Here is a 20,572-nt window from a genome sequence, read left to right on the forward strand (position 1 = left end):
CTGACTCCACAAGCACCCACACGAATTGCTTGATTCAGTTGTTAAAGAGCGGTTGGTTAAGATCTTTCGTCTCAACCGAGGCGCGCATTCTACAGCAGCCTCATTTGCTGTCAAGTGATTATTTTCAAAAGCTTTCGAAGATTTCTTCAACAACTTCAACCACTTGCGCTTCTGATCTCTCATCAGCGGGAGGCGAATTCTACAGCGTTACACGCTGCTGTCAACACCTCTTTTTCAACTTCCTCTGGGCTTCGGTGAACTGAAGCAACTTGCTGCCGAAAACTTCATAACTCATTGTTTACCAAGGAGTTTTCCGTTTCGACTGCGCCGGAAGTGGGGCGAATTATAGACAGATATAATTCGCCGTCAACACCTAATTTCAGACTTATTCGGATTTGAGCGTAATGCGCGCAAATGCCTTCTTTCCTGCCTGGCACACATGGGTAGCGCCCAGCTCGTATATAAAGGTGCGATCAACTACCTCACCATCTATACGCACACCGCCCGACCCCAAGAGATCACGAGCGACCGCCGAGTTCTTTACCAGGCCCGCCTTATTAAGGACAGCCGCAATCGGCATCGCCTCAACAGCCGTCAACTCAATTTCCGGCAGATCGTCAGGCAGCTCGCCATCCTTCATACGATTACCCGCAGCGCGGTGAGCACTGGCTGCAGCCTCCTCACCATGGAAGCGCGCAACAATCTCTTCTGCCAGCTTGATCTTCACATCGCGAGGATTGGCACCCGCCTCTACATCCGCACGCAGCGCGTTAATTTCGTCCATCGAGCGGAAGCTCAACAGTTCGAAGTAACGCCACATCAAAGCATCCGGAATGGAAACCAGCTTGCCGTACATCACACCCGGAGCTTCCTGAATGCCAACATAGTTGCCCAAGGACTTGGACATCTTCTTGACGCCATCCAACCCCTCAAGCAACGGCATGGTCAGAATGCACTGAGCCTCCTGACCATACGCACGCTGCAGCTCACGACCCATCAGCAGATTGAACTTCTGATCGGTGCCGCCCAGCTCAACATCCGCACGCAGCGCTACCGAGTCATACCCCTGAACAAGCGGGTAAAGGAACTCATGGATCGCGATTGGCTGATTGGTGGAGTAGCGCTTGTCGAAGTCATCGCGCTCAAGCATGCGTGCCACGGTGTACTGGGAAGTCAGGCGAATGAAATCTGCCGGCCCCATCTTGTCCATCCAGGTGGAGTTGAACGCCACCTCGGTTTTGGCTGGATCAAGGATCTTGAACACCTGTGTCTTATAGGTCTCGGCATTATCGAGTACCTGCTCGCGAGTCAGCGGCGGGCGCGTTGCGCTCTTACCGCTCGGATCACCGATCATCCCGGTGAAGTCACCTATAAGAAAGATGACTTGATGACCCAGCTCCTGGAACTGACGCAGCTTATTAATAAGCACGGTGTGACCTAGGTGCAGATCCGGCGCGGTCGGATCAAAGCCAGCCTTGATACGCAGGGGCTGGCCGCGCTTGAGCTTTTCGATCAGCTCAGACTCGACCAACAGTTCGTCCGCACCACGTTTTATCAGCGCTAGCTGCTCTTCAACCGACTTCATAACAGACCCGCAAGGCTCAGATTCAAAAGGGAACCAACCATACAAGATCAGGGACTAATTACAAGTTTTGCCCTGCGCACGGACACCATTCAGCGAGCCCAGCATTCGCGAGCTTGCGCCACAGATGATTTGGTTATATTTTATACAGTTATTTCATCTTCATCATGTCATTCATCTTTTCCATTTCATCTTCAAAGTCAAAATTACCTATGACCACTGAACCGTCTAAAGCGCCGCCGCTTTACCCGAAGACCCACCTGCTCGCCGCAAGTGGTATCGCCGCCCTTCTCAGCCTGGCACTCCTGGTATTCCCTTCCAGTGACGTAGAAGCCAAACGAACATCCCTTAGCCTTGACCTGGAAAGCCCTGTTGAGCAACTGACACAAGATCAAGACGCTTCCGACGCCCAACAAGCCACAAATCCCCCGACCGAATCGCCTTTCGCACAGATCGAAAGCACTCCCGGAGACACCCAGCAAGCCACCTGGGACCAACCTCCGGTAGCCGCAGCCAAGAGCCCTCAGCATCGCGAGGTCATCGTCAGCAGAGGTGACACGTTATCAACGCTATTCGAAAAGGTCGGACTGCCTGCCGCTACCGTCACCGAGGTGTTGGCCAGCGATAAGCAAGCCAAGCAATTCACCCAGCTCAAACACGGGCAAAAGCTTGAGTTTGAACTGACGCCCGACGGGCAGTTGAACAACCTGCACACCAGCATCAGCGACCTGGAAAGCATCAGCCTGAGCAAAGGCGCCAAAGGCTTTGCCTTCAACCGCATCACTACCAAGCCGGTCATGCGCTCAGCCTACGTACACGGCGTGATCAACAGCTCCCTGTCGCAATCGGCCGCCCGCGCAGGCCTTTCGCACAGCATGACCATGGACATGGCCAGCGTATTCGGCTACGACATCGACTTCGCCCAAGACATCCGCCAGGGTGACGAATTCGACGTGATCTACGAGCAGAAAGTCGCCAACGGCAAAGTAGTAGGCACAGGCAACATTCTCTCTGCACGCTTCACCAACCGCGGCAAAACCTACACCGCCGTGCGCTACACGAACAAACAAGGCAATAGCAGCTATTACACGGCTGATGGCAACAGCATGCGCAAGGCTTTCATCCGCACCCCCGTGGACTTTGCCCGTATTAGCTCGCGTTTCTCCATGGGTCGCAAGCATCCAATTCTGAACAAAATCCGCGCGCATAAGGGCGTCGACTATGCCGCTCCGCGCGGTACGCCTATCAAGGCAGCTGGCGACGGCAAAGTGTTGTTGGCGGGACGTCGCGGCGGTTACGGCAATACGGTGATCATCCAGCACGGCAATACCTACCGAACGCTGTATGGGCACATGCAAGGGTTTGCCAAGGGCGTCAAGACTGGCGGCAACGTGAAACAGGGCCAAGTAATCGGCTACATTGGCACTACAGGCCTGTCCACAGGGCCGCACTTGCACTATGAGTTCCAGGTCAATGGCGTACACGTTGACCCTTTGGGCCAGAAGCTGCCGATGGCCGACCCGATCGCCAAGGCCGAACGCGCACGCTTCATGCAACAGAGCCAGCCGCTGATGGCGCGAATGGATCAAGAGCGCTCCACATTACTGGCTTCGGCGAAGCGTTAGGGTATGCCGCTCTATATCGGTGTGATGTCCGGGACCAGCCTCGACGGCCTGGATATCGCCCTCATTGAACAAGGCACGGCGATCAATCTGATCGCCACCCGCTACATTCCCATGCCCGAGACATTGCGCACTGAGCTATTGAGCCTGTGCGCCAGCGGCCCAGATGAAATCGCCCGGTCTGCTATTGCCCAGCAACAGTGGGTCACGCTGGCCGCCCAAGGCATCCACGCCTTGCTGGATCAGCACAACTTGAAGCCTCAGGACATTCGTGCAATCGGCAGTCATGGCCAGACGATTCGCCATGAACCCGCCCGAGGCTTTACCGTACAGGTCGGCAACCCTGCCCTGCTCACCGAGCTGACTGACATCACCGTAGTCAGCGACTTCCGCAGCCGTGATGTTGCCGCTGGCGGCCAGGGTGCGCCCTTGGTACCTGCGTTTCATGAAGCCTTGTTCGGCGAACACACGGGCAACCGCGCTGTGTTGAATATTGGCGGGTTCAGCAACCTCAGCCTGATTGAGACAAACAAACCTGTCGCCGGCTTCGACTGCGGCCCGGGCAACGTCCTGCTGGATGCCTGGATTCACCTGCAGCGCGGCGAACACTTTGATCGCGACGGGCAATGGGCTGCCAGCGGCAAGGTCCAGCCCCGGCTACTCAACACATTGCTCAGCGCCCCGTTCTTCTTGACCAAAGGCCCAAAAAGTACGGGTCGCGAAGTGTTCAACCTCGCCTGGCTGCAGGAGCACCTTGCCCGCTTGCCTGTCTTTGAACCTCAGGACGTACAGGCCACGTTACTGGAACTGACGGCCTTCACCATCGTCGAGTCCCTGCAAAGCGCACAACCAACCACAGAGACCTTGCTGATCTGCGGCGGCGGCGCCCATAACAAAACACTGATGGATCGACTGACAGCGCTGTTGCCCACCACCCACGTCAGCAGTACAGCTATCTACGGCGTAGATCCCGACTGGGTCGAAGCCATGGCCTTCGCCTGGCTGGCACATTGCTGCCTGGAAGGCGTCGCCGCCAACCGTCCCAGCGTCACCGGTGCTCGCGGGCTTCGGGTACTCGGCGCGATCTACCCCGCCTGAATCCCAGACAGCAAAACGCCGCGTGGCTAATCAAGCCAAGCGGCGTTTTTTTGCGCACGAGGCTACCGATCAGATCGAGAACGAAGAGCCGCAACCACAAGTAGTGGTGGCATTTGGGTTCTTGATCACGAAACGCGAGCCTTCCAGACCTTCCTGGTAATCCACCTCGGCACCTGCCAGGTACTGGAAACTCATCGGGTCCACGACAAGGCTGACGCCCTCGCGTTCGACGATGGTGTCATCATCGGCCACATCTTCATCGAAGGTAAAACCGTACTGAAACCCTGAACAACCGCCGCCCGTAACGAATACGCGCAGCTTCAAGCGATCATTACCCTCTTCATCGACCAGGCTCTTCACCTTGTGCGCAGCACCGTGGGTAAATTGCAAAGCCGTGGGGGTGAAGGACTCAACGCTCATGCTGATAATCTCCCGGCGTAGCGCCGTCATATGCGTAATGGCCGGTATTATCCGCTTCTCCTAGAAAAGCGGTCAACTATTGTTACGGTATATCAATCTGCACAGCCGCCATTAAAAACGCAAAAGGCCCGATCAGCGGGCCTTTGCGTAACGGTCGATGAGCGTTAAGGCAGCATGCCTGCATGGGAGAGGCCCAGCTTCTCATCCAGGCCGAACAGGATGTTCATGTTCTGCACCGCCTGGCCCGATGCGCCCTTGACCAGGTTGTCGATCACCGACAGCACCACGACCAGGTCGCCATCCTGCGGGCGATGCACTGCAATACGGCACACATTGGCGCCACGCACACTGCGGGTTTCCGGATGGCTGCCCGCCGGCATTACATCGACGAACGGCTCATTGGCATAACGTTTTTCAAACAATGCCTGCAGGTCTACCGAGCGGTCAGTAACGGTCGCATACAGCGTGGAGTGAATCCCACGGATCATCGGCGTCAGGTGTGGCACGAAGGTCAGGCCCACGTCCTTGCCGGCAGCGCGACGCAGCCCCTGGCGGATTTCTGGCAGGTGACGATGCCCCTTTACCGCATAGGCTTTCATGCTTTCCGACGTTTCAGAGTACAGAGAACCTACCGCCGCACCACGTCCCGCCCCGCTGACACCCGACTTGCAGTCGGCGATCAGTCGCGAAGCATCCGCCAAACCAGCTTCCAGCAATGGCAGGAAGCCCAGTTGCGTCGCAGTCGGATAGCAACCCGGCACCGCAATCAGGCGTGCCTGCTTGATCTGCTCACGATTGACTTCCGGCAGGCCGTAGACCGCCTCTTCCAACAACTGCGGCGCACCGTGGGGTTGGCCGTACCACTTGGCCCACTCATCAGCATCCTGCAGGCGGAAGTCCGCCGACAGGTCGATGACCTTTGTACCAGCCGCCAACAACTCACCCGCCAACGCATGGGCAACACCGTGAGGCGTGGCAAAGAACACCACATCGCAGGCGCCCAGGGTCTTGATATCCGGCACGCTGAACGCCAGGCCGTCATAGTGGCCTCGCAGGTTCGGGTACATATCGGCCACGGCCAGCCCAGCTTCGGATCGGGAAGTAATGACCACCACCTCAGCCTGCGGATGCTGGGCCAACAGACGCAGCAATTCGACACCGGTGTAACCCGTGCCGCCGACGATACCGACCTTGACCATAAACCTGCCCTCAACGAACCCACTGGAAAGGCGTCGATAATAGGGGCCGCATCGTCCTGCGACAACCGTCAACGTGACGTACGGGCGCATGAGCCACTACTATCTTGGCTACCGTGAACCTGGGAATAACTAAAATGCTCTATCTATGGATAAAAGCCTTCCACATCGTCAGCATCGTCTGCTGGTTTGCCGGGCTGTTCTATCTGCCGCGCCTGTTCGTCTACCATGCCCAAAGCGACGACACCGTCAGCAAAGAACGCTTCAGCGTCATGGAGCGCAAGCTGTACCGGGGCATCATGGGCCCGGCGATGGTTGCCACACTGGTCTTCGGCATCTGGATGCTGGCGCTCAACCCCGGCATTTTCCAATCCGGAGCCTGGATCCACGCCAAGTTGACCTTGGTCGTGCTACTTATCGGCTACCACCATATGTGCGGCGCGCAGGTGAAACGCTTCGCCCGTGGCGAGAACACCCGCAGCCATGTCTTTTATCGCTGGTTCAATGAGGTGCCGGTTCTGATATTGCTGGCTATCGTAATTTTGGTCGTGGTCAAACCGTTCTAACTTCAATTACTCGGGGAACCTCCAATGTCGCTGCCCGCTTTGCTGGAACAACGTCTGCGCCTGCCCGTGGTGGCTGCGCCGATGTTTCTGATCTCCAACCCGCAACTGGTCCTGGCCTGCTGCCGCAACGGGGTGGTCGGGAGCTTCCCGGCGCTCAACCAACGCGAAAGCAGCGGTTTCAAGGCTTGGCTGGAAGAAATCGAAGCTGGCCTGGCGCAGTTGGACAACCCAGCGCCCTATGCCGTGAACCTGATCGTGCATAACAGCAACCCACGGCTGGAGGCCGATTTGGCGATCTGTGTGGAGCACAAGGTGCCCATCGTCATTACCAGCCTCGGTGCGGTGAAGGAATTGGTAGATGCCGTCCACAGCTACGGCGGCCTGGTATTTCATGACGTCACGACCCGACGCCATGCCGAGAAAGCCGCTGAGGCGGGCGTCGATGGCCTGATCGCCGTAGCCGCTGGTGCCGGCGGCCATGCTGGCACCTGGAGCCCCTTCTCGCTGATTGCCGAAATTCGCCAATTTTTCGACAAAACCCTGCTGCTGGCTGGTTGCCTCAACCATGGCCACGAAATTCTCGCCGCCCAATTGCTGGGAGCCGACTTGGCGTATTTCGGCACGCGCTTTATCGGTACTACCGAAAGCCACGCGCCGGATGCCTATAAAGAGATGCTGCTCACATCGCGCGCTGCCGACATCGTGCACACTCCCGCAGTCTCCGGCGTACCTGCGAGCTTTATGCGCCAGAGCCTGGAAAATGCCGGTTTCGACCTCGCCGCGCTGCAAGGCAAAGGTGAAGTCAATTTCGGCTCCAAACTCAAACCATTGAGTGATGAGGCCAAAGCGTGGAAAACTGTATGGTCAGCCGGTCAGGGCGTCGGTGAAATCGATGATTTACCCAGCGTCGATGAACTCGTCGCCCGCCTGGATGCCGAATACCGCAAAGCACGCGAGCATGCCGCGCAACTGCGCTGGCCACGCTGACCCACTGCACGGTCCGCCGATTGGACGGGCCTGCACACCCTCCCTGATTAAGTGACAAGGATGCCCGCATGAGCGACAGCCGTTTCAAGATTGTGTTTGACGGAGCCTTGCTCCCGGGTGTCGAAAGCACCACCGCCAAGCTGAACCTCGCCGAGCTGTTCAAGAGCGATGTCGAGGCGATCGAAAAACTCTTTACCGGCCGCCCGGTCGCGCTCAAACGCGATCTTTCCCGCCCCGATGCCGAAACCTACCTGACGGCATTGAAAAACGCCGGGGTCGACGCACGCATCGAAGCCGAACAACCCGTAGCATTCAGCCTGGCCGAAACCCACGAGACGAGCTCCCCTGGCTCCGCCTTTTCCCGCTCCGAAGCCTCACCTTATGCCCCGCCACGCGCTGCGGTTGGCGATGACTTGCCGGAGTTCGCCACCCTCAAGGTATTCACCATAAACGGGCGCATCGGCCGCCTGCGGTACCTGGCCTGGACGCTGGCACTGACCGTCGCGATGCTGGTGGCTGCTGGCATCATCAGTACCGTCGGCTTCGCGGTGGCGACTGCCTCGCCAACAATCGCCATCATTCTCGGCTCGCTGCTGGGTTTCGCGCTATTTGTTGGACTCGTCGTGGTGAGCGTGCAAATCGGTGTGCAGCGCCTGCACGACCTGGGCTGGTCTGGCTGGTTGTACTTGCTGAACCTGGTCCCACTGGTTAATAGCGTTTTCCCTATCCTGTTGCTGGTATTGCCGGGGAACGCGGGTGCCAACCAATACGGCGCACCGCCACCACCGAACTCTACTGCGGTGAAAATCCTGGCCTCGCTGTGGCTGGCGTTTATTCCATTGATGCTCATCATCGGCCTGACCCTGGGCATGAACGGTTATCTGGACCAACTTGAAGCCAATATGGACAGCAGTTACGAAAGCAGCTCCATCACCTCCGATGAAGACGTCGATCAAAGCGTCATTGTGGATGAAGCCGCAGCGCAAAGTGCTGACGACGCGGCCGAACCTGTAGACTCTCCAGAACAGTGAAGAAACGCCCGCCACCTGTGACGCCACTGTCACAGGTCGGCGGCGTTGCGATGGAGAAAGGCATGACCCGTTACGCTCTGATCACCGGTGCCTCCAGCGGCATCGGCCTGGCTTTGGCCGAAGCCCTGGCTCGACGCGGCCGCAGCTTGATTCTGGTGGCCCGCCAGCGTGATCAGTTGGAAAGCATTGCATTGGAATTGACCCAACGCTTCGGCGTCGAGGTGCTGTTTCGTGCCTGCGACCTGGGCGAGCCGCTGCGTTTGTCCGGTTTTTTGCTGGAGCTTGAAGAGGGCGAGCGACAGATTGATCTTTTGGTCAACTGCGCCGGCATTGGCACCAGCGGGCCGTTCCTGGCCCAGGACTGGATGACCGAGCAGGACCTGATCGAAGTCAACATCCTGGCCCTGACCCGCATGTGCCATGCCCTCGGCAATGCCATGGCGCTGCACGGTGGCGGGCAGATTCTAAACGTTGCTTCAGTGGCAGCCTTCCAACCGGGCCCTTGGATGAGCAGCTACTACGCCAGCAAAGCCTATGTACTGCACTTTTCAGAAGCCTTGCGCGAAGAGCTGAAGACGTGTGGCATCAAGGTTTCGGTACTTTGCCCAGGCCCTACGCGCACCGCCTTCTTCGGCACCGCGCATATGGATACGGCGAAACTTGACCGCAGCCAGCAACTGATGAGCCCGGAAGAGGTCGCGCTCTACACCGTACGCGCGCTGGAAAAGAACAAAGCCATCATCATTCCCGGGCGCCGCAACCGCTGGCTCGCATTCAGCCCGCGCCTCAGTCCGCGTTGGCTGACCCGCAAGATTGCCGGCGCCATCAACAAGGCCTATTGCCCGCGCTGACCGCCTGGGTACATTCACCCTGTATTTTCATAGTGGAGAAACAGCTTTGGATACTCTGTTCACCAAGATCATCAACAGAGAAATACCCGCGAAGATCATCTACGAAGATGATCAAGTTCTCGCCTTCCATGATATCGCCCCGCAGGCGCCGGTACATTTTCTGGTTATTCCGAAAAAGCCCATCCGCACCCTGAATGATCTGACCGAAGATGATAAGGCCTTGGCCGGCCATATCCTGTTTACAGCCCAGCGCCTGGCCCTGGAGCTAGGTTGTGAAGAGGGTTTTCGGATCGTGATGAATTGCAATGAGTTGGGCGGGCAGACCGTTTATCACATCCATATGCATGTGCTCGGTCAGCGTCAGATGAACTGGCCGCCAGGCTGAGGGCCGGGGTCGAATTGACTCAGCGCAAACGCTTCGCCCTCTCTTGCGGTAAACTGGCCGCCGAGATTCTTCCTGGAGGTCAGCATGACTACCCAACGTCACTACTCGCCGATTGACCGTCTGTTGCTGCAAGCCGACATGGCCATGCGCACACTGCTGCCATTCAGCGGTCAACCCTACCGCCCATCGCCCGCCATCGTGCAGCCCGATGCGCAGCTGAGCGAAACTGACACCCGTCACGTCGCCGGCCTGATGCGTATCAACCATACGGGTGAAGTTTGTGCCCAGGCGCTGTATCAAGGCCAGGCGCTGACCGCCAAGTTGCCGCAGGTACGTGCAGCGATGGAGCATGCAGCCGAGGAAGAGATCGACCACCTGGCCTGGTGCGAACAGCGTATCCGCCAGTTAGGCAGCCACCCCAGCGTTCTGAACCCACTGTTTTATGGCTTGTCGTTTGGTATCGGCGCTGCCGCCGGGTTGATCAGCGACAAAGTCAGCCTCGGATTTGTCGCCGCGACCGAACATCAGGTCTGCAAGCACCTGGATGAACATCTGGAGCAGCTGCCGGCCGAAGACGAAAAGTCCCGGGCGATTCTTGAGCAGATGCGCATCGATGAAGAACACCATGCAGAAAGCGCTCTAGACGCCGGCGGCTTCCGTTTTCCAGCACCGGTGAGGTTCGGAATGAGCCTGATGGCCAAGGTCATGACCAAAAGCACCTATAGAATCTAAAAGTGCATCAAATTCAAACCGGAAAAAAGGGCGCTCGAAGCGCCCTTTCTCTTGCCTGCGATTCCAGCAGTCAGCCCAACTCGATGATTTCGTAATCATGAGTGATGACCACGCCTGCGGCACCCAGCATGATCGACGCCGAGCAGTACTTCTCGGCGGACAACTCAATGGCACGCTTGACCTGGGCTTCCTTGAGCGCACGGCCCTTGACCACGAAATGCATATGGATCTTGGTAAATACCTTGGGATCCTCAGTGGCGCGCTCGGCTTCCAGGAAGGCTTCGCAGCTTTCCACGGCCTGGCGCGACTTCTTCAGGATGCTGACCACATCGAAATTGCTGCAGCCGCCAACGCCCAGCAACAACATTTCCATCGGGCGTACCCCCAGGTTACGACCACCGGCTTCCGGCGGGCCGTCCATGACCACCACATGACCGCTACCCGACTCACCGAGGAACATGGCTTCGCCCGCCCATTGGATGCGTGCCTTCATCGCCCAGACTCCACTGCTAAAAAAGGGTCGCCAGCTTAGCACAGGGCCTCAAAACCGCAGCGCTCTGCCTGAATTTGATAAATGACAGCGTTTGCCAAGCAATTTCGCTAATCGAGGCAGAATGTGTCTGGTAAGCTGGCGCCAAATCAATGGCGCATTGCCATGATTTTTACAGTGCGTATCAATATTGAGGCCGCTGGATAAAAACAACGCCAACCACACCGCGCAGTCTTTCGGGAAACAACCATGGTTGCTCTTACTCCCACACCCAAGATCAAGAACCTCGACAAGCTGTTGATGCATTGCCAGCGCCGACGTCATCCGGCCAAGCACAACATCATCTGCGCCGGCGAGCGCTCAGAAACCCTGTTTTTCATTATCAAGGGCTCGGTCACCATCCTGATCGAGGATGAAGACGGCCGCGAAATGATCATCGCGTACCTGAACACCGGAGATTTTTTCGGGGAGTTGGGATTGTTTGAGCAGGCGGGCAAGGAACAGGAGCGCAGTGCTTGGGTGCGCACCAAGGTTGAGTGCGAAGTCGCCGAGATCAGCTATGCGAAATTTCGCGAACTGGCCCAGCATGATCCGGATATCTGGTATGCCCTCAGCGGTCAGATCGCCCAACGCCTGCGTGATACCACGCGCAAGGTCGGCGACCTGGCGTTCTTCGATGTCACCGGTCGTGTAGCGCGCTGCCTGCTGGAGTTGTGCAAACAGCCCGACGCCATGACCCATCCCGACGGCATGCAGATCAAGGTCACGCGCCAGGAGATCGGGCGTATTGTCGGCTGTTCACGGGAAATGGTCGGCCGTGTGCTCAAGGACCTGGAAGAACGCAACCTGGTACATGTCAAAGGCAAGACGATGGTGGTATTCGGCACCCGCTAACCCGGCAGGAAGCTGGCCAGCATCTGACGGTACAACGTGTCGAGCCGACTGATCGCATCCGGTGCGGGAAACGCTTCGTGCAGGGCGATATGGCTCTCGGCACGCACCCGCTGTTCCAGGCCACAGGCTTGATTGAAACGGTTGACCGCGTCGATCAATTCTTCACGATCGTTATCCAGCAACAAGGCGCCGTGGATCAAGCCCACCGGGCGACCGCCACTTTGGCGCCAACGCTGGGCGGTACCGACCATCTTGCGGCCATTGAGATTGACGTTGTACCGACCATCGCAAAAAGCCCCGTCGATTTCGCCGACGGAGGCATCGCCGCCCAACTCAAGCAGAAAATCACAGATCGGCTGGCACAAGCGCTGGTAACCGGTTTCGATGCGGCCCTGGTCACCTTCGCTGCGCGGCGGTGCATACACCAAGGCGATATTGACCGTGGCAGCGGACTGCGGCACGGGTTCACCCCCAGTTTCGCGCAGCAATACCGGCCAACCGGCATCCGCCGAGACTTGGCTGGCCACCGCAAATGCCGGCAGCCGACTCAACCGGCGCGGCATGACCAACGCCTGATCGCTGGGCTGCCAGAACAACAGCCCGAAGTCCTGCTCGCCCGCGCCAACGGCTGCCAACAGCTGCTGCTCGGCGGCAAGGCCCGCTTCGACAGTCATGATCACGGGCTGAGTCATCGAACACCTAGCTTTGAGATTAAACACAAGACCCAATGTGGAAGGGGGCTTGCCCCCTCCCACATTTTATAGCGCATTTGGATCAGTCTAACGTCGAACCACTGACTGTCACGCCACGCTCCGGGAAGAACAGGCGTTGCAATTCCGCCCCCGGGTTCTCGGCACGCATGAACGTCTCGCCCACCAGGAACGAGTAAACGCCGCTGATTTCCATCAGCTCCACGTCGGCACGATTGACGATGCCACTTTCAGTAATCACCAAACGATCACGGGGAATACGCGGCAACAGATCCAGGGTATTTTCCAGGCTGACTTCAAACGTATGCAGGTTACGGTTGTTGACCCCCACCAACGGCGTGTCGAGGGTTTTCAGTGCGCGCTCAAGCTCGTCGCCGTCATGCACTTCGACCAGTACATCAAGACCGACGCTTTTGGCCACCGCCGCCAACTCGGCCATTTTCACGTCATCCAGTGCGGAGACGATCAATAACACGCAGTCAGCGCCCAAGGCTCGGGCTTCGACGATCTGGTAAGGGTCAACCATGAAGTCCTTGCGGATCACCGGCAACTTGCATGCAGCACGAGCCTGTTGCAGGAACAGGTCGGAACCCTGGAAGTAATCAATATCGGTCAGCACGGACAGGCAAGTCGCCCCGCCCTTCTCATAGCTGGCGGCGATTTCAGCCGGTACAAAGTTTTCGCGAATGACGCCTTTGCTCGGCGAGGCTTTTTTCACCTCGGCGATCACGGCCGGCTGCTTGAGCTTGGCCTGGGCGATCAAGGCACTGGCAAAACCCCGTGGCGCATCGGCAGCCTTCGCCTGCGCCTCCAACTCGGCCAGGCTCACGCGGGCGCGGCGCTCGGCCACCTCTTCGGCCTTGCGAGCCAGGATCTTTTCCAGAACGGTCGGCACACTCATCCTTCATTCTCCATCTTGAATACGGCAGTGAAGGCTCCCAGCTCTTCGAGCTTCTCACGAGCCAGACCAGTGTGCAGCGCATCGTGAGCCAAGGCGACACCTTCCTTAAGACTATAGGCGTGGTCGGCTGCGTAAAGTGCCGCGCCAGCATTCAGAACAATCATCTCCGCGGCCTTCTGACCGTTTTCGGTCTTACGGCGCCCCAGAGCATCACGAATCAGTTCCAGCGAAGCTGCCGGGCTTTCCACCGCCAAGCCGTGCAAGCTCTGGCTCTTCATGCCCAAGTCTTCGGGCTCGACCCAATACTCAGTGACCTCATCGTTCTTCAGCTCAGCGACAAAGGTCGGCGCCGCCAGGCTGAATTCGTCCAGGCCATCCTTGGAATGCACCACCAGCACATGTTTGCTGCCCAGGCGCTGCAAGACTTCGGCCAGTGGCCGGCACAACGCCTGGCTGAATACACCCACCACCTGGTGCTTCACACCGGCCGGATTCGTAAGCGGGCCAAGCATGTTGAACAGGGTACGCAGGCCGAGATCCTTGCGTGGGCCGGCAGCGTGCTTCATCGCGCCGTGATGGGACTGGGCAAACATGAAGCCAATGCCAACGCTGTCAATGCAGCGTGCTACTTGTACCGGCGTGAGGTTCAGGTAGATACCCGCCGCTTCCAGCAAATCGGCACTGCCGCTCTTGCCGGACACCGCACGGTTACCATGTTTGGCGACGGTGCAGCCAGCGGCAGCCACCACAAAAGATGAGGCTGTCGATACGTTGAAAATATTTGCACCGTCACCGCCGGTGCCGACCACATCGACAACGCCGTCGAGGGTCTTGAGTTCGACCCTGTCCGCCAGCTCACGCATCACCGACACCGCACCGACAATTTCGTCGATGCTTTCGCTCTTCATGCGCATTGCCATCATAAAGGCGCCGATCTGCGCGTCGGTACATTGACCGGTCATGATCTCGCGCATCACATCGCTCATTTCCGCGGTGCTCAGGTCCAGATGGCCGACGATACGGTTCAGGGCAGTCTTGATATCCATGAAAAGTCCTTAGCGCGTGCCGCCGCTCTGCTTGAGAAAGTTGGCGAACAGCTCGTAGCCCTGCTCGGTCAGGATTGATTCAGGGTGAAACTGCACCCCTTCGATATTCAGTGTCTTGTGACGCAGGCCCATGATCTCATCGACCGAGCCGTCCTCCAGCTGGGTCCAGGCGGTCAACTCCAGGCATTCAGGCAAGGTTTCGCGCTTGACCACCAGCGAGTGATAACGGGTCACCGTCACGGGCAGGTTCAGGCCATGAAACACACCCAGATCCTTATGGAACACCGGGCTGGTCTTGCCATGCATGACCTGGCGTGCACGTACCACGTCACCGCCAAACGCCTGGCCAATGGACTGATGGCCCAGGCATACGCCCAGGATCGGCAGCTTGCCGGCGAAATAGCTGATGGCTTCAAGAGAGATGCCCGCTTCGGTCGGCGTGCAAGGGCCTGGCGAAACCACGATGCGCTCCGGATTCAGGGCGGCAATTTCGGCGACGGTCAGTTCATCGTTGCGCACGACCTTGACCTCGGCACCGAGCTCGCCAAGGTACTGCACAACGTTGTAGGTAAAGGAGTCGTAGTTATCAATCATCAGCAACATGTGGGGTTCAAGCCTCTTGAATTCACTGATTTCAAATGACGGCCTTCCAAGAGAGTGACCCGCTGCCAGGCGCACGTTCCGATTGCCGGGGGTAGCCGGCAAGGGGCGTCAGACAACGGGTGAAGAAGGCAAATCGGTACAGGTCCGGCCGGGCCGGCAGAGAAAAATGTCAGGCGCGCCAACGCCAACGGGCGTGTGCCTTGACTACTCGCATCAAGAGTTTGCTGATGATCAACACGGAGAGGGTCTCATTCATACGTTCAAGCACAGTAACGTAGCCTAGCCAGCGGTGCAATATGGAGTAGTAAATACGGGGGGGAACGTAGGCGAATTCGGTATATCCCTACAGAAAATACCAGAAGTTTTGCTAGTGTTTGAGTTCCGATACAAAAACAACCAAATGGAACCTTGAATGTTCAGACCAGCATTTTTCGCGCCCCTTGCCGGCTGTCTCTTGTCACTGGCATGCGCCCAGGCGTTCGCAGCTTCGTCACCGTATTCAACGATGGTGGTTTTTGGTGACAGCCTGGCCGATGCGGGCCAGTTTCCCGATGGCTCGAATGGTTCCACGCTACGGTTTACCAACCGTACAGGCCCGACGTTCCAGGGTGAGTACGGTCTGGTTTCATCGACCCTGTTGGGTGCAAAACTGGGGGTAGCCCCCAACGACCTGAACGCCTCCACCTCACCGGTTCGCGCAGCCCAAGGCTTGCCAGATGGTAACAACTGGGCGGTAGGGGGCTACCGTACCGACAACATCCTCGACTCTATTACCTCGGTCTCCGATGCTGCGATTCCACCCGGCAATCCTGGCGCGGGTACAGTTTTGCGCAGCCGCCAAGGATATCTGCCAGCCAACGGCGGACGAGCCGACCCCAATGCGCTGTATTTTCTCTCCGGCGGCGGCAATGACTTCCTCCAAGGCCGCGTACTGAGCCCCGAACAAGCCATCGCCGCCGGCGGGCGCCTGGCTGACAGCGCCCAGGCGCTGCAACAAGCCGGGGCGCGGTACATCATGGTGTGGATGTTGCCCGACCTTGGGCTGACGCCGGCCATCAATGGCACCCCGCAGCAGGCAGCGACCTCGGCCCTGAGCAATCTGTTCAACCAGTCATTGGTTCAGCGCCTGTCGTACGTCGACGCCCAAGTTATCCCGTTGAATATCCCATTGCTGTTGAAGGAAGCCTTCGCCGACCCAGCGCGATTCGGCCTGGCCACGGGGCAGAATCTGACCGGCACCTGTTTCAGCGGCAACAGCTGCAGCGCTAACCCCACCTATGGCATTGGCGGCACCAACCCAGACCCGACCAAGCTGATCTACAACGACTCGGTCCACCCCACGGTGGCGGGGCAAAGGCTGATTGCCGACTACGCCTATTCGCTGCTGGCGGCGCCCTGGGAGCTGACCTTGCTGCCGGAAATGGCCCAAGGCACATTGCGCGCCCACCAGGACGAGCTGCGCAATCAATGGCAAGCAGACAGTGGCAACTGGCAAGCGGTCGGACAATGGCGTGCAATCGTGGCCGGTGGTGGGCAGCGTCTGGATTTCGATGACCAGAGCAGTTCGGCCAGTGGCGACGGCAGCGGCTACAACCTGAATATCGGCAGCAGCTACCGGCTCGATGAAAACTGGCGCGTAGGTGTTGCCGCCGGCCTGTATCGACAGACACTCGAAGCTGGCGCCAACGATTCGGACTACAAGCTCAACAGCTACATGGGCACGGCCTTCGCTCAATACCAGCAAAATCACTGGTGGGCCGATGCCGCCTTGACCGGCGGCAAACTGGACTTCGACAGTCTCAAGCGCAAGTTCGTCCTGGGCGTGAACGAAGCGTCCGAAAAAGGTGATACCGATGGTTGGCTCTGGGCCTTGAGCGGCCGGCTGGGCTATGACGTTGCCGCACCGGGCAGCGACTGGCACCTGTCGCCGTTCATCAGCGCCGATTATGCACGCGTCGAAGTGAATGGTTATTCGGAAAAAAACAGTCGCTCCACCGCGCTGACCTTTGATGATCAACAACGTGACTCCAAGCGTTTGGGCATCGGGCTGCAGGGCAGCTACCGCGTCACACCGCAAACCCAGGTGTTCGGCGAAGTGGCTCACGATCACGAGTTCGAAAATGACACGCAGAAAGTGAATATTTCGCTCAACAGCGTGCAGGGAATCGACTTCAAGCTGGACGGGTATACGCCTCGCAGCAACTCCGATCGTCTGAGCCTTGGGGTCAGCCATAAACTGACTCAGGAGCTGGCGTTGCGGGCGGCGTATAACCTGAGGAAGGATGACAATTTGACCCAGCAAGGGGTCAATGTCGGGGTCAGTCTGGATTTCTAAATACTGCACAAAACAAATGTGGGAGCGGGCAAGCCCGCTCCCACATTTTTTATTTCAGCTTTAGTCTTGTGGAGTTTGCTCTGCCAGCGCCACGGCACGGAACATCGCCCGGCGCTTGTTCAGGGTTTCTTCCCATTCAAGGGCCGGCACCGAGTCAGCCACAATCCCTCCTCCGGCCTGCACATGCAGTTCGCCGTCCTTGATCACCGCGGTGCGGATCGCAATCGCAGTGTCCATATTGCCGTTCCAGGCAAAATACCCCACGGCACCGCCATAGACACCACGCTTGACCGGCTCCAGTTCATCGATGATTTCCATGGCGCGGATCTTCGGCGCACCCGACAGCGTGCCCGCCGGCAAGATCGCCCGCAACGCATCCATCGCCGTCAATCCGGTTTTCAATTCGCCGGTGACGTTGGACACGATATGCATCACGTTGGAATAGCGCTCGATGACCATCTTCTCGGTCAGCTTCACCGAGCCGATTTCTGAGACCCGCCCGGTATCGTTGCGGCCCAGGTCGATCAGCATCAGGTGCTCGGCGATTTCCTTGTCGTCGCTGAGCAGGTCTTCTTCCAGCGCCACATCCGCCTCTTCGGTCGCGCCGCGCGGGCGAGTACCGGCGATCGGACGCACGGTGATCAGGTTGTCTTCGACACGTACCAGCACTTCCGGTGAACTGCCCACGACGTGGAAGTCACCAAAATTGAAGAAGTACATGTAGGGGGTCGGGTTGAAGCAACGCAGCGCCCGGTACAGGTCAATCGGCGCAGCCTTGAAGTCGATGGACATACGTTGCGATGGCACCACCTGCATGCAGTCGCCGGCAAGGATATATTCCTTGATGGTGTCGACCGCACGCTCGTAGTCAGCCTGGGTAAAGCTGGAACGGAACACCGGGTCGGCCGCCGGTGGTCGGCTGAGGTCCAGGCCGCGACGCGGGGTGATCGGCTGACGCAGTTTTTCCAGCAACGCTTCAAGGCTGGCCTGGCCTTGCTCGAAGGCAGCCTCTTGGGCAGGATCGGCGAGAACAATCGCATGCATCTTGCCGGCAAGGTTGTCGAACACCACCACCGCGTCAGAGACCATCAGCAAAATGTCCGGTACACCCAAAGGGTCCGGATTCGGACATTTCCCCAGGCGCTTTTCCACATAACGCACGCAGTCGTAGCCGAAATACCCCACCAACCCACCGTTGAAACGCGGCAGGCCAGGAATAGTTGGCACGTTGTAGCGTGCCTTGAAGGTTTCGACAAAGGCCAGCGGGTCTTCTACGTCATGGCTTTCGATCTCGACACCGTCATGGGTGATGCTCACATGATGGTCGTGTACCCGCAACACGGTGCGGCATGGCAAGCCGATGATCGAGTAACGGCCCCACTTCTCGCCGCCCTGTACCGACTCGAGCAGGTAGGAATTGGGCTCGTCGGCCAGTTTCAGGTAGATCGACAGTGGCGTATCGAAGTCGGCCAGGGTTTCGCAGGCCAGGGGAATACGGTTATAGCCGGCAGCGGCCAAACGCAGGAATTCTTCACGGATCATGGGGTGCCTCGTGGCATGAGGGATAAACGGTCAAGTAGGCAAACGTGCCGCAGTGCGGCGAGGATCAGTCAGGCGCGCCAACGCCAGCGGGCCAGGGCCTTGATGACTTTCATCCAGAGTTTGCGAGTAACCACCACGATGGCGTTTCCAGAAGGGGACGGATCAATGTCGGGCAACGTTATCTCAGCGCTCGCTCCCAGGCAACCGGGGATTAACAGTCGCAGGTCGTCAATCACCAGGGCCGGCGATTCTTCTGCAATCGGCCGCCCATGGTTGTAGCCGTAGCTCAGGGCCACGCACTTGACTCCGGCGGCCTTTGCCGCCAGCACATCGCTGCGTGAATCGCCGACAAACAACGATTGGGACGCCGGGATATTGGCCATTTTCATCACGAAGAACAGCGCAGCCGGGTCAGGCTTCTTCTGCGGCAAGGTGTCGCCACCGATGATCCAGCGGAAATAACGACCGATCTTCATCTGGTCCAACAAAGGTGCGACAAAGCGCTCCGGCTTGTTGGTGATCAAGGCCATTTCCACACCCTGCTTGCTCAACCATTTGAGCGTGTCACGCACACCGGGGTAGACAACGGTGAGCTCATGGCCATTTTCATAGGCCGCATTGAACAGCTCCAGGGCGTGTTCGGCCTCGACGTCATCCACGCCTTCGGCATCGATATGGTTGGCCAGGGCCCGGCGCACCAGCATCTGCGCACCGTTGCCCACCCATTCACGCACCGATTCGACCCCCGCCGGCTTGCGTCCCAGCTTGAGCAGCATTTCATCCACCGCCGCCGCCAGGTCGGGCACCGAATCGATCAAGGTACCGTCCAGATCGAACATCACCAGCCGTGGCAGTTTGCCGGGGAACAACTGCTCAAAGCCGCTCATGGACGCGCCAGCGCCAGTTCGGCGCGCATCTTGTCGATGACGGCCTGGTAGTCCGGGGCATTGAAGATCGCCGAGCCAGCCACGAAGGTATCAGCGCCAGCAGCGGCGATCTCTCGGATATTGTTGACGTTAACCCCACCGTCGATTTCCAGGCGGATATCGCGGCCGGACGCATCGATCAGTGCGCGAGCTTCGCGCAGCTTGTTCAGGGTGCCCGGGATGAACTTCTGCCCGCCGAAGCCTGGGTTGACGCTCATCAGCAAGACCATGTCGACCTTGTCCATCACGTACTCAAGCACGCTCAGCGGGGTGGCCGGATTGAACACCAGGCCGGCCTTGCAGCCGCCTTCGTGGATCAGTTGCAGGGTACGGTCGACATGCAACGACGCTTCCGGGTGGAAAGTGATGTAGGTCGCGCCGGCCTCAACAAAGTCGCCGATGATGCGGTCCACCGGGCTGACCATCAGGTGCGCGTCGATCGGTGCGGTGATGCCGTACTTGCGCAGCGCGGCACAGACCATCGGGCCGATGGTCAGGTTGGGCACGTAGTGATTGTCCATGACATCGAAGTGCACGAAGTCGGCGCCGGCGGCCAACACTTTGTCCACCTCTTCACCCAGGCGGGCGAAGTCGGCGGAGAGAATCGATGGAGCGATGACGAAGGGCTGCATGACGCACCTTTTTGAGCTAAATC

Annotated in this window: 21 protein-coding genes; 10 read left to right on the forward strand and 11 right to left on the reverse strand. The window is 58.4% G+C overall.

Translation table 11 applies throughout. The annotated features are described in order from the left end of the window. Nucleotides 1-385: 385 nt before the first annotated feature. The gene (tyrS, locus tag TU73_RS21460; RefSeq protein WP_057013898.1) at nt 386-1,585 is read right to left on the reverse strand and encodes a tyrosine--tRNA ligase; all 1,200 of its coding nucleotides are present in this window, start codon (nt 1,583-1,585) and stop codon (nt 386-388) included. Between the two features lie 209 nt (nt 1,586-1,794). On the opposite strand from tyrS, the gene TU73_RS21465 reads away from it, so the two are divergent. Together TU73_RS21465 and TU73_RS21470 are read left to right on the forward strand one after the other, a co-directional pair. Continuing rightward, a complete protein-coding gene (locus tag TU73_RS21465; protein ID WP_057013899.1) occupies nt 1,795-3,207 on the forward strand; it encodes a peptidoglycan DD-metalloendopeptidase family protein in 1,413 nt (470 codons plus the stop codon). A 3-nt stretch (nt 3,208-3,210) separates the two neighbouring features. After that, nucleotides 3,211-4,302 carry an anhydro-N-acetylmuramic acid kinase gene (locus TU73_RS21470; protein ID WP_057013900.1) on the forward strand — a complete coding sequence of 364 codons (1,092 nt, stop codon included), beginning with the start codon at nt 3,211-3,213 and terminating at the stop codon, nt 4,300-4,302. 69 nt (nt 4,303-4,371) lie between these two features. Here TU73_RS21470 and erpA read toward each other — a convergent pair whose 3' ends face one another. Together erpA and argC are read right to left on the reverse strand one after the other, a co-directional pair. Beyond that, nucleotides 4,372-4,722 carry an iron-sulfur cluster insertion protein ErpA gene (gene erpA, locus TU73_RS21475; RefSeq protein WP_003176443.1) on the reverse strand — a complete coding sequence of 117 codons (351 nt, stop codon included), beginning with the start codon at nt 4,720-4,722 and terminating at the stop codon, nt 4,372-4,374. A 164-nt stretch (nt 4,723-4,886) separates the two neighbouring features. Next, nucleotides 4,887-5,921, reverse strand: coding sequence for an N-acetyl-gamma-glutamyl-phosphate reductase (gene argC / locus TU73_RS21480; protein WP_057013901.1), 1,035 nt, complete (start codon nt 5,919-5,921; stop codon nt 4,887-4,889). Nucleotides 5,922-6,055: 134 nt separating this feature from the next. On the opposite strand from argC, the gene hemJ reads away from it, so the two are divergent. The 6 genes from hemJ (at nt 6,056) to coq7 (ending at nt 10,470) form a co-directional block, all read left to right on the forward strand. Beyond that, entirely contained in the window at nt 6,056-6,484 is a 429-nt protein-coding gene (hemJ, locus tag TU73_RS21485) for a protoporphyrinogen oxidase HemJ (protein ID WP_057013902.1), read from the forward strand. A 24-nt stretch (nt 6,485-6,508) separates the two neighbouring features. Further along, nucleotides 6,509-7,471, forward strand: coding sequence for an NAD(P)H-dependent flavin oxidoreductase (locus TU73_RS21490; protein WP_057013903.1), 963 nt, complete (start codon nt 6,509-6,511; stop codon nt 7,469-7,471). A gap of 68 nt (nt 7,472-7,539) precedes the next feature. Next, a complete protein-coding gene (locus TU73_RS21495) occupies nt 7,540-8,502 on the forward strand; it encodes a DUF805 domain-containing protein (RefSeq protein WP_057013904.1) in 963 nt (320 codons plus the stop codon). Nucleotides 8,503-8,564: 62 nt separating this feature from the next. Beyond that, on the forward strand, nt 8,565-9,353 hold the full coding sequence (locus tag TU73_RS21500) for an SDR family NAD(P)-dependent oxidoreductase (RefSeq protein WP_057013905.1): 789 nt from the start codon (nt 8,565-8,567) through the stop codon (nt 9,351-9,353). A 46-nt stretch (nt 9,354-9,399) separates the two neighbouring features. Beyond that, nucleotides 9,400-9,738, forward strand: a complete 339-nt coding sequence (locus tag TU73_RS21505; protein WP_057013906.1) for a histidine triad nucleotide-binding protein — start codon at nt 9,400-9,402, stop codon at nt 9,736-9,738. An 84-nt stretch (nt 9,739-9,822) separates the two neighbouring features. Then, nucleotides 9,823-10,470, forward strand: a complete 648-nt coding sequence (gene coq7, locus TU73_RS21510; RefSeq protein WP_056846879.1) for a 2-polyprenyl-3-methyl-6-methoxy-1,4-benzoquinone monooxygenase — start codon at nt 9,823-9,825, stop codon at nt 10,468-10,470. 70 nt (nt 10,471-10,540) lie between these two features. On the opposite strand, the gene TU73_RS21515 is transcribed toward coq7, so the two are convergent. Continuing rightward, complete coding sequence (locus TU73_RS21515; RefSeq protein WP_003194686.1) at nt 10,541-10,963, reverse strand: OsmC family protein; 423 nt, start codon at nt 10,961-10,963, stop codon at nt 10,541-10,543. 246 nt (nt 10,964-11,209) lie between these two features. Between TU73_RS21515 and crp the strand changes: the two genes are divergently transcribed. Further along, the gene (gene crp, locus TU73_RS21520; protein WP_057013907.1) at nt 11,210-11,854 is read left to right on the forward strand and encodes a cAMP-activated global transcriptional regulator CRP; all 645 of its coding nucleotides are present in this window, start codon (nt 11,210-11,212) and stop codon (nt 11,852-11,854) included. Here the strand turns inward: crp and TU73_RS21525 are convergent. From TU73_RS21525 to TU73_RS21540, 4 genes are all read right to left on the reverse strand, one after another. Then, nucleotides 11,851-12,546, reverse strand: a complete 696-nt coding sequence (locus TU73_RS21525; protein ID WP_057013908.1) for a lipoate--protein ligase family protein — start codon at nt 12,544-12,546, stop codon at nt 11,851-11,853. The two genes, crp and TU73_RS21525, sit on opposite strands and share 4 nt — an antisense overlap. 82 nt (nt 12,547-12,628) lie before the next feature. After that, nucleotides 12,629-13,465 (reverse strand): indole-3-glycerol phosphate synthase TrpC, encoded by an 837-nt coding sequence (trpC, locus tag TU73_RS21530; protein WP_057013909.1) that lies wholly within the window; start codon nt 13,463-13,465, stop codon nt 12,629-12,631. Next, nucleotides 13,462-14,511 carry an anthranilate phosphoribosyltransferase gene (gene trpD / locus TU73_RS21535; RefSeq protein ID WP_043051166.1) on the reverse strand — a complete coding sequence of 350 codons (1,050 nt, stop codon included), beginning with the start codon at nt 14,509-14,511 and terminating at the stop codon, nt 13,462-13,464. The genes trpC and trpD overlap by 4 nt, the downstream gene beginning before the upstream one ends. 9 nt (nt 14,512-14,520) lie before the next feature. Beyond that, nucleotides 14,521-15,114: an aminodeoxychorismate/anthranilate synthase component II gene (locus TU73_RS21540; protein ID WP_046069781.1), complete on the reverse strand. Its 594-nt coding sequence runs from the start codon at nt 15,112-15,114 to the stop codon at nt 14,521-14,523. Between the two features lie 412 nt (nt 15,115-15,526). On the opposite strand from TU73_RS21540, the gene estP reads away from it, so the two are divergent. After that, nucleotides 15,527-17,449, forward strand: a complete 1,923-nt coding sequence (gene estP / locus TU73_RS21545; protein ID WP_057013910.1) for an esterase EstP — start codon at nt 15,527-15,529, stop codon at nt 17,447-17,449. Between the two features lie 60 nt (nt 17,450-17,509). Here estP and trpE read toward each other — a convergent pair whose 3' ends face one another. The 3 genes from trpE to rpe all read right to left on the reverse strand — a co-directional run bounded on the left by trpE (nt 17,510) and on the right by rpe (nt 20,549). Continuing rightward, a complete protein-coding gene (gene trpE, locus TU73_RS21550; RefSeq protein WP_057013911.1) occupies nt 17,510-18,991 on the reverse strand; it encodes an anthranilate synthase component I in 1,482 nt (493 codons plus the stop codon). 68 nt (nt 18,992-19,059) lie between these two features. Further along, a complete protein-coding gene (locus TU73_RS21555) occupies nt 19,060-19,878 on the reverse strand; it encodes a phosphoglycolate phosphatase (protein WP_057013912.1) in 819 nt (272 codons plus the stop codon). Next, a complete protein-coding gene (rpe, locus tag TU73_RS21560; RefSeq protein ID WP_046069785.1) occupies nt 19,875-20,549 on the reverse strand; it encodes a ribulose-phosphate 3-epimerase in 675 nt (224 codons plus the stop codon). Before rpe ends, TU73_RS21555 begins: the two co-directional genes overlap by 4 nt. Between the last annotated feature and the right edge of the window lie 23 nt (nt 20,550-20,572).

The organism is Pseudomonas libanensis (assembly GCF_001439685.1).
GTDB lineage: Bacteria > Pseudomonadota > Gammaproteobacteria > Pseudomonadales > Pseudomonadaceae > Aquipseudomonas > Aquipseudomonas libanensis.

What these genes read in the sequence shown, in the direction of transcription:
- tyrS (WP_057013898.1), bottom strand. Translation starts at nt 1,585, where the DNA reads ATGAAGTCGGTTGAAGAGCAGCTAGCGCTGATAAAACGTGGTGCGGAC.
- TU73_RS21465 (WP_057013899.1), top strand. Translation starts at nt 1,795, where the DNA reads ATGACCACTGAACCGTCTAAAGCGCCGCCGCTTTACCCGAAGACCCAC.
- TU73_RS21470 (WP_057013900.1), top strand. Translation starts at nt 3,211, where the DNA reads ATGCCGCTCTATATCGGTGTGATGTCCGGGACCAGCCTCGACGGCCTG.
- erpA (WP_003176443.1), bottom strand. Translation starts at nt 4,722, where the DNA reads ATGAGCGTTGAGTCCTTCACCCCCACGGCTTTGCAATTTACCCACGGT.
- argC (WP_057013901.1), bottom strand. Translation starts at nt 5,921, where the DNA reads ATGGTCAAGGTCGGTATCGTCGGCGGCACGGGTTACACCGGTGTCGAA.
- hemJ (WP_057013902.1), top strand. Translation starts at nt 6,056, where the DNA reads ATGCTCTATCTATGGATAAAAGCCTTCCACATCGTCAGCATCGTCTGC.
- TU73_RS21490 (WP_057013903.1), top strand. Translation starts at nt 6,509, where the DNA reads ATGTCGCTGCCCGCTTTGCTGGAACAACGTCTGCGCCTGCCCGTGGTG.
- TU73_RS21495 (WP_057013904.1), top strand. Translation starts at nt 7,540, where the DNA reads ATGAGCGACAGCCGTTTCAAGATTGTGTTTGACGGAGCCTTGCTCCCG.
- TU73_RS21500 (WP_057013905.1), top strand. Translation starts at nt 8,565, where the DNA reads ATGACCCGTTACGCTCTGATCACCGGTGCCTCCAGCGGCATCGGCCTG.
- coq7 (WP_056846879.1), top strand. Translation starts at nt 9,823, where the DNA reads ATGACTACCCAACGTCACTACTCGCCGATTGACCGTCTGTTGCTGCAA.
- TU73_RS21515 (WP_003194686.1), bottom strand. Translation starts at nt 10,963, where the DNA reads ATGAAGGCACGCATCCAATGGGCGGGCGAAGCCATGTTCCTCGGTGAG.
- crp (WP_057013907.1), top strand. Translation starts at nt 11,210, where the DNA reads ATGGTTGCTCTTACTCCCACACCCAAGATCAAGAACCTCGACAAGCTG.
- TU73_RS21525 (WP_057013908.1), bottom strand. Translation starts at nt 12,546, where the DNA reads ATGACTCAGCCCGTGATCATGACTGTCGAAGCGGGCCTTGCCGCCGAG.
- trpC (WP_057013909.1), bottom strand. Translation starts at nt 13,465, where the DNA reads ATGAGTGTGCCGACCGTTCTGGAAAAGATCCTGGCTCGCAAGGCCGAA.
- trpD (WP_043051166.1), bottom strand. Translation starts at nt 14,511, where the DNA reads ATGGATATCAAGACTGCCCTGAACCGTATCGTCGGCCATCTGGACCTG.
- TU73_RS21540 (WP_046069781.1), bottom strand. Translation starts at nt 15,114, where the DNA reads ATGTTGCTGATGATTGATAACTACGACTCCTTTACCTACAACGTTGTG.
- estP (WP_057013910.1), top strand. Translation starts at nt 15,527, where the DNA reads ATGTTCAGACCAGCATTTTTCGCGCCCCTTGCCGGCTGTCTCTTGTCA.
- trpE (WP_057013911.1), bottom strand. Translation starts at nt 18,991, where the DNA reads ATGATCCGTGAAGAATTCCTGCGTTTGGCCGCTGCCGGCTATAACCGT.
- TU73_RS21555 (WP_057013912.1), bottom strand. Translation starts at nt 19,878, where the DNA reads ATGAGCGGCTTTGAGCAGTTGTTCCCCGGCAAACTGCCACGGCTGGTG.
- rpe (WP_046069785.1), bottom strand. Translation starts at nt 20,549, where the DNA reads ATGCAGCCCTTCGTCATCGCTCCATCGATTCTCTCCGCCGACTTCGCC.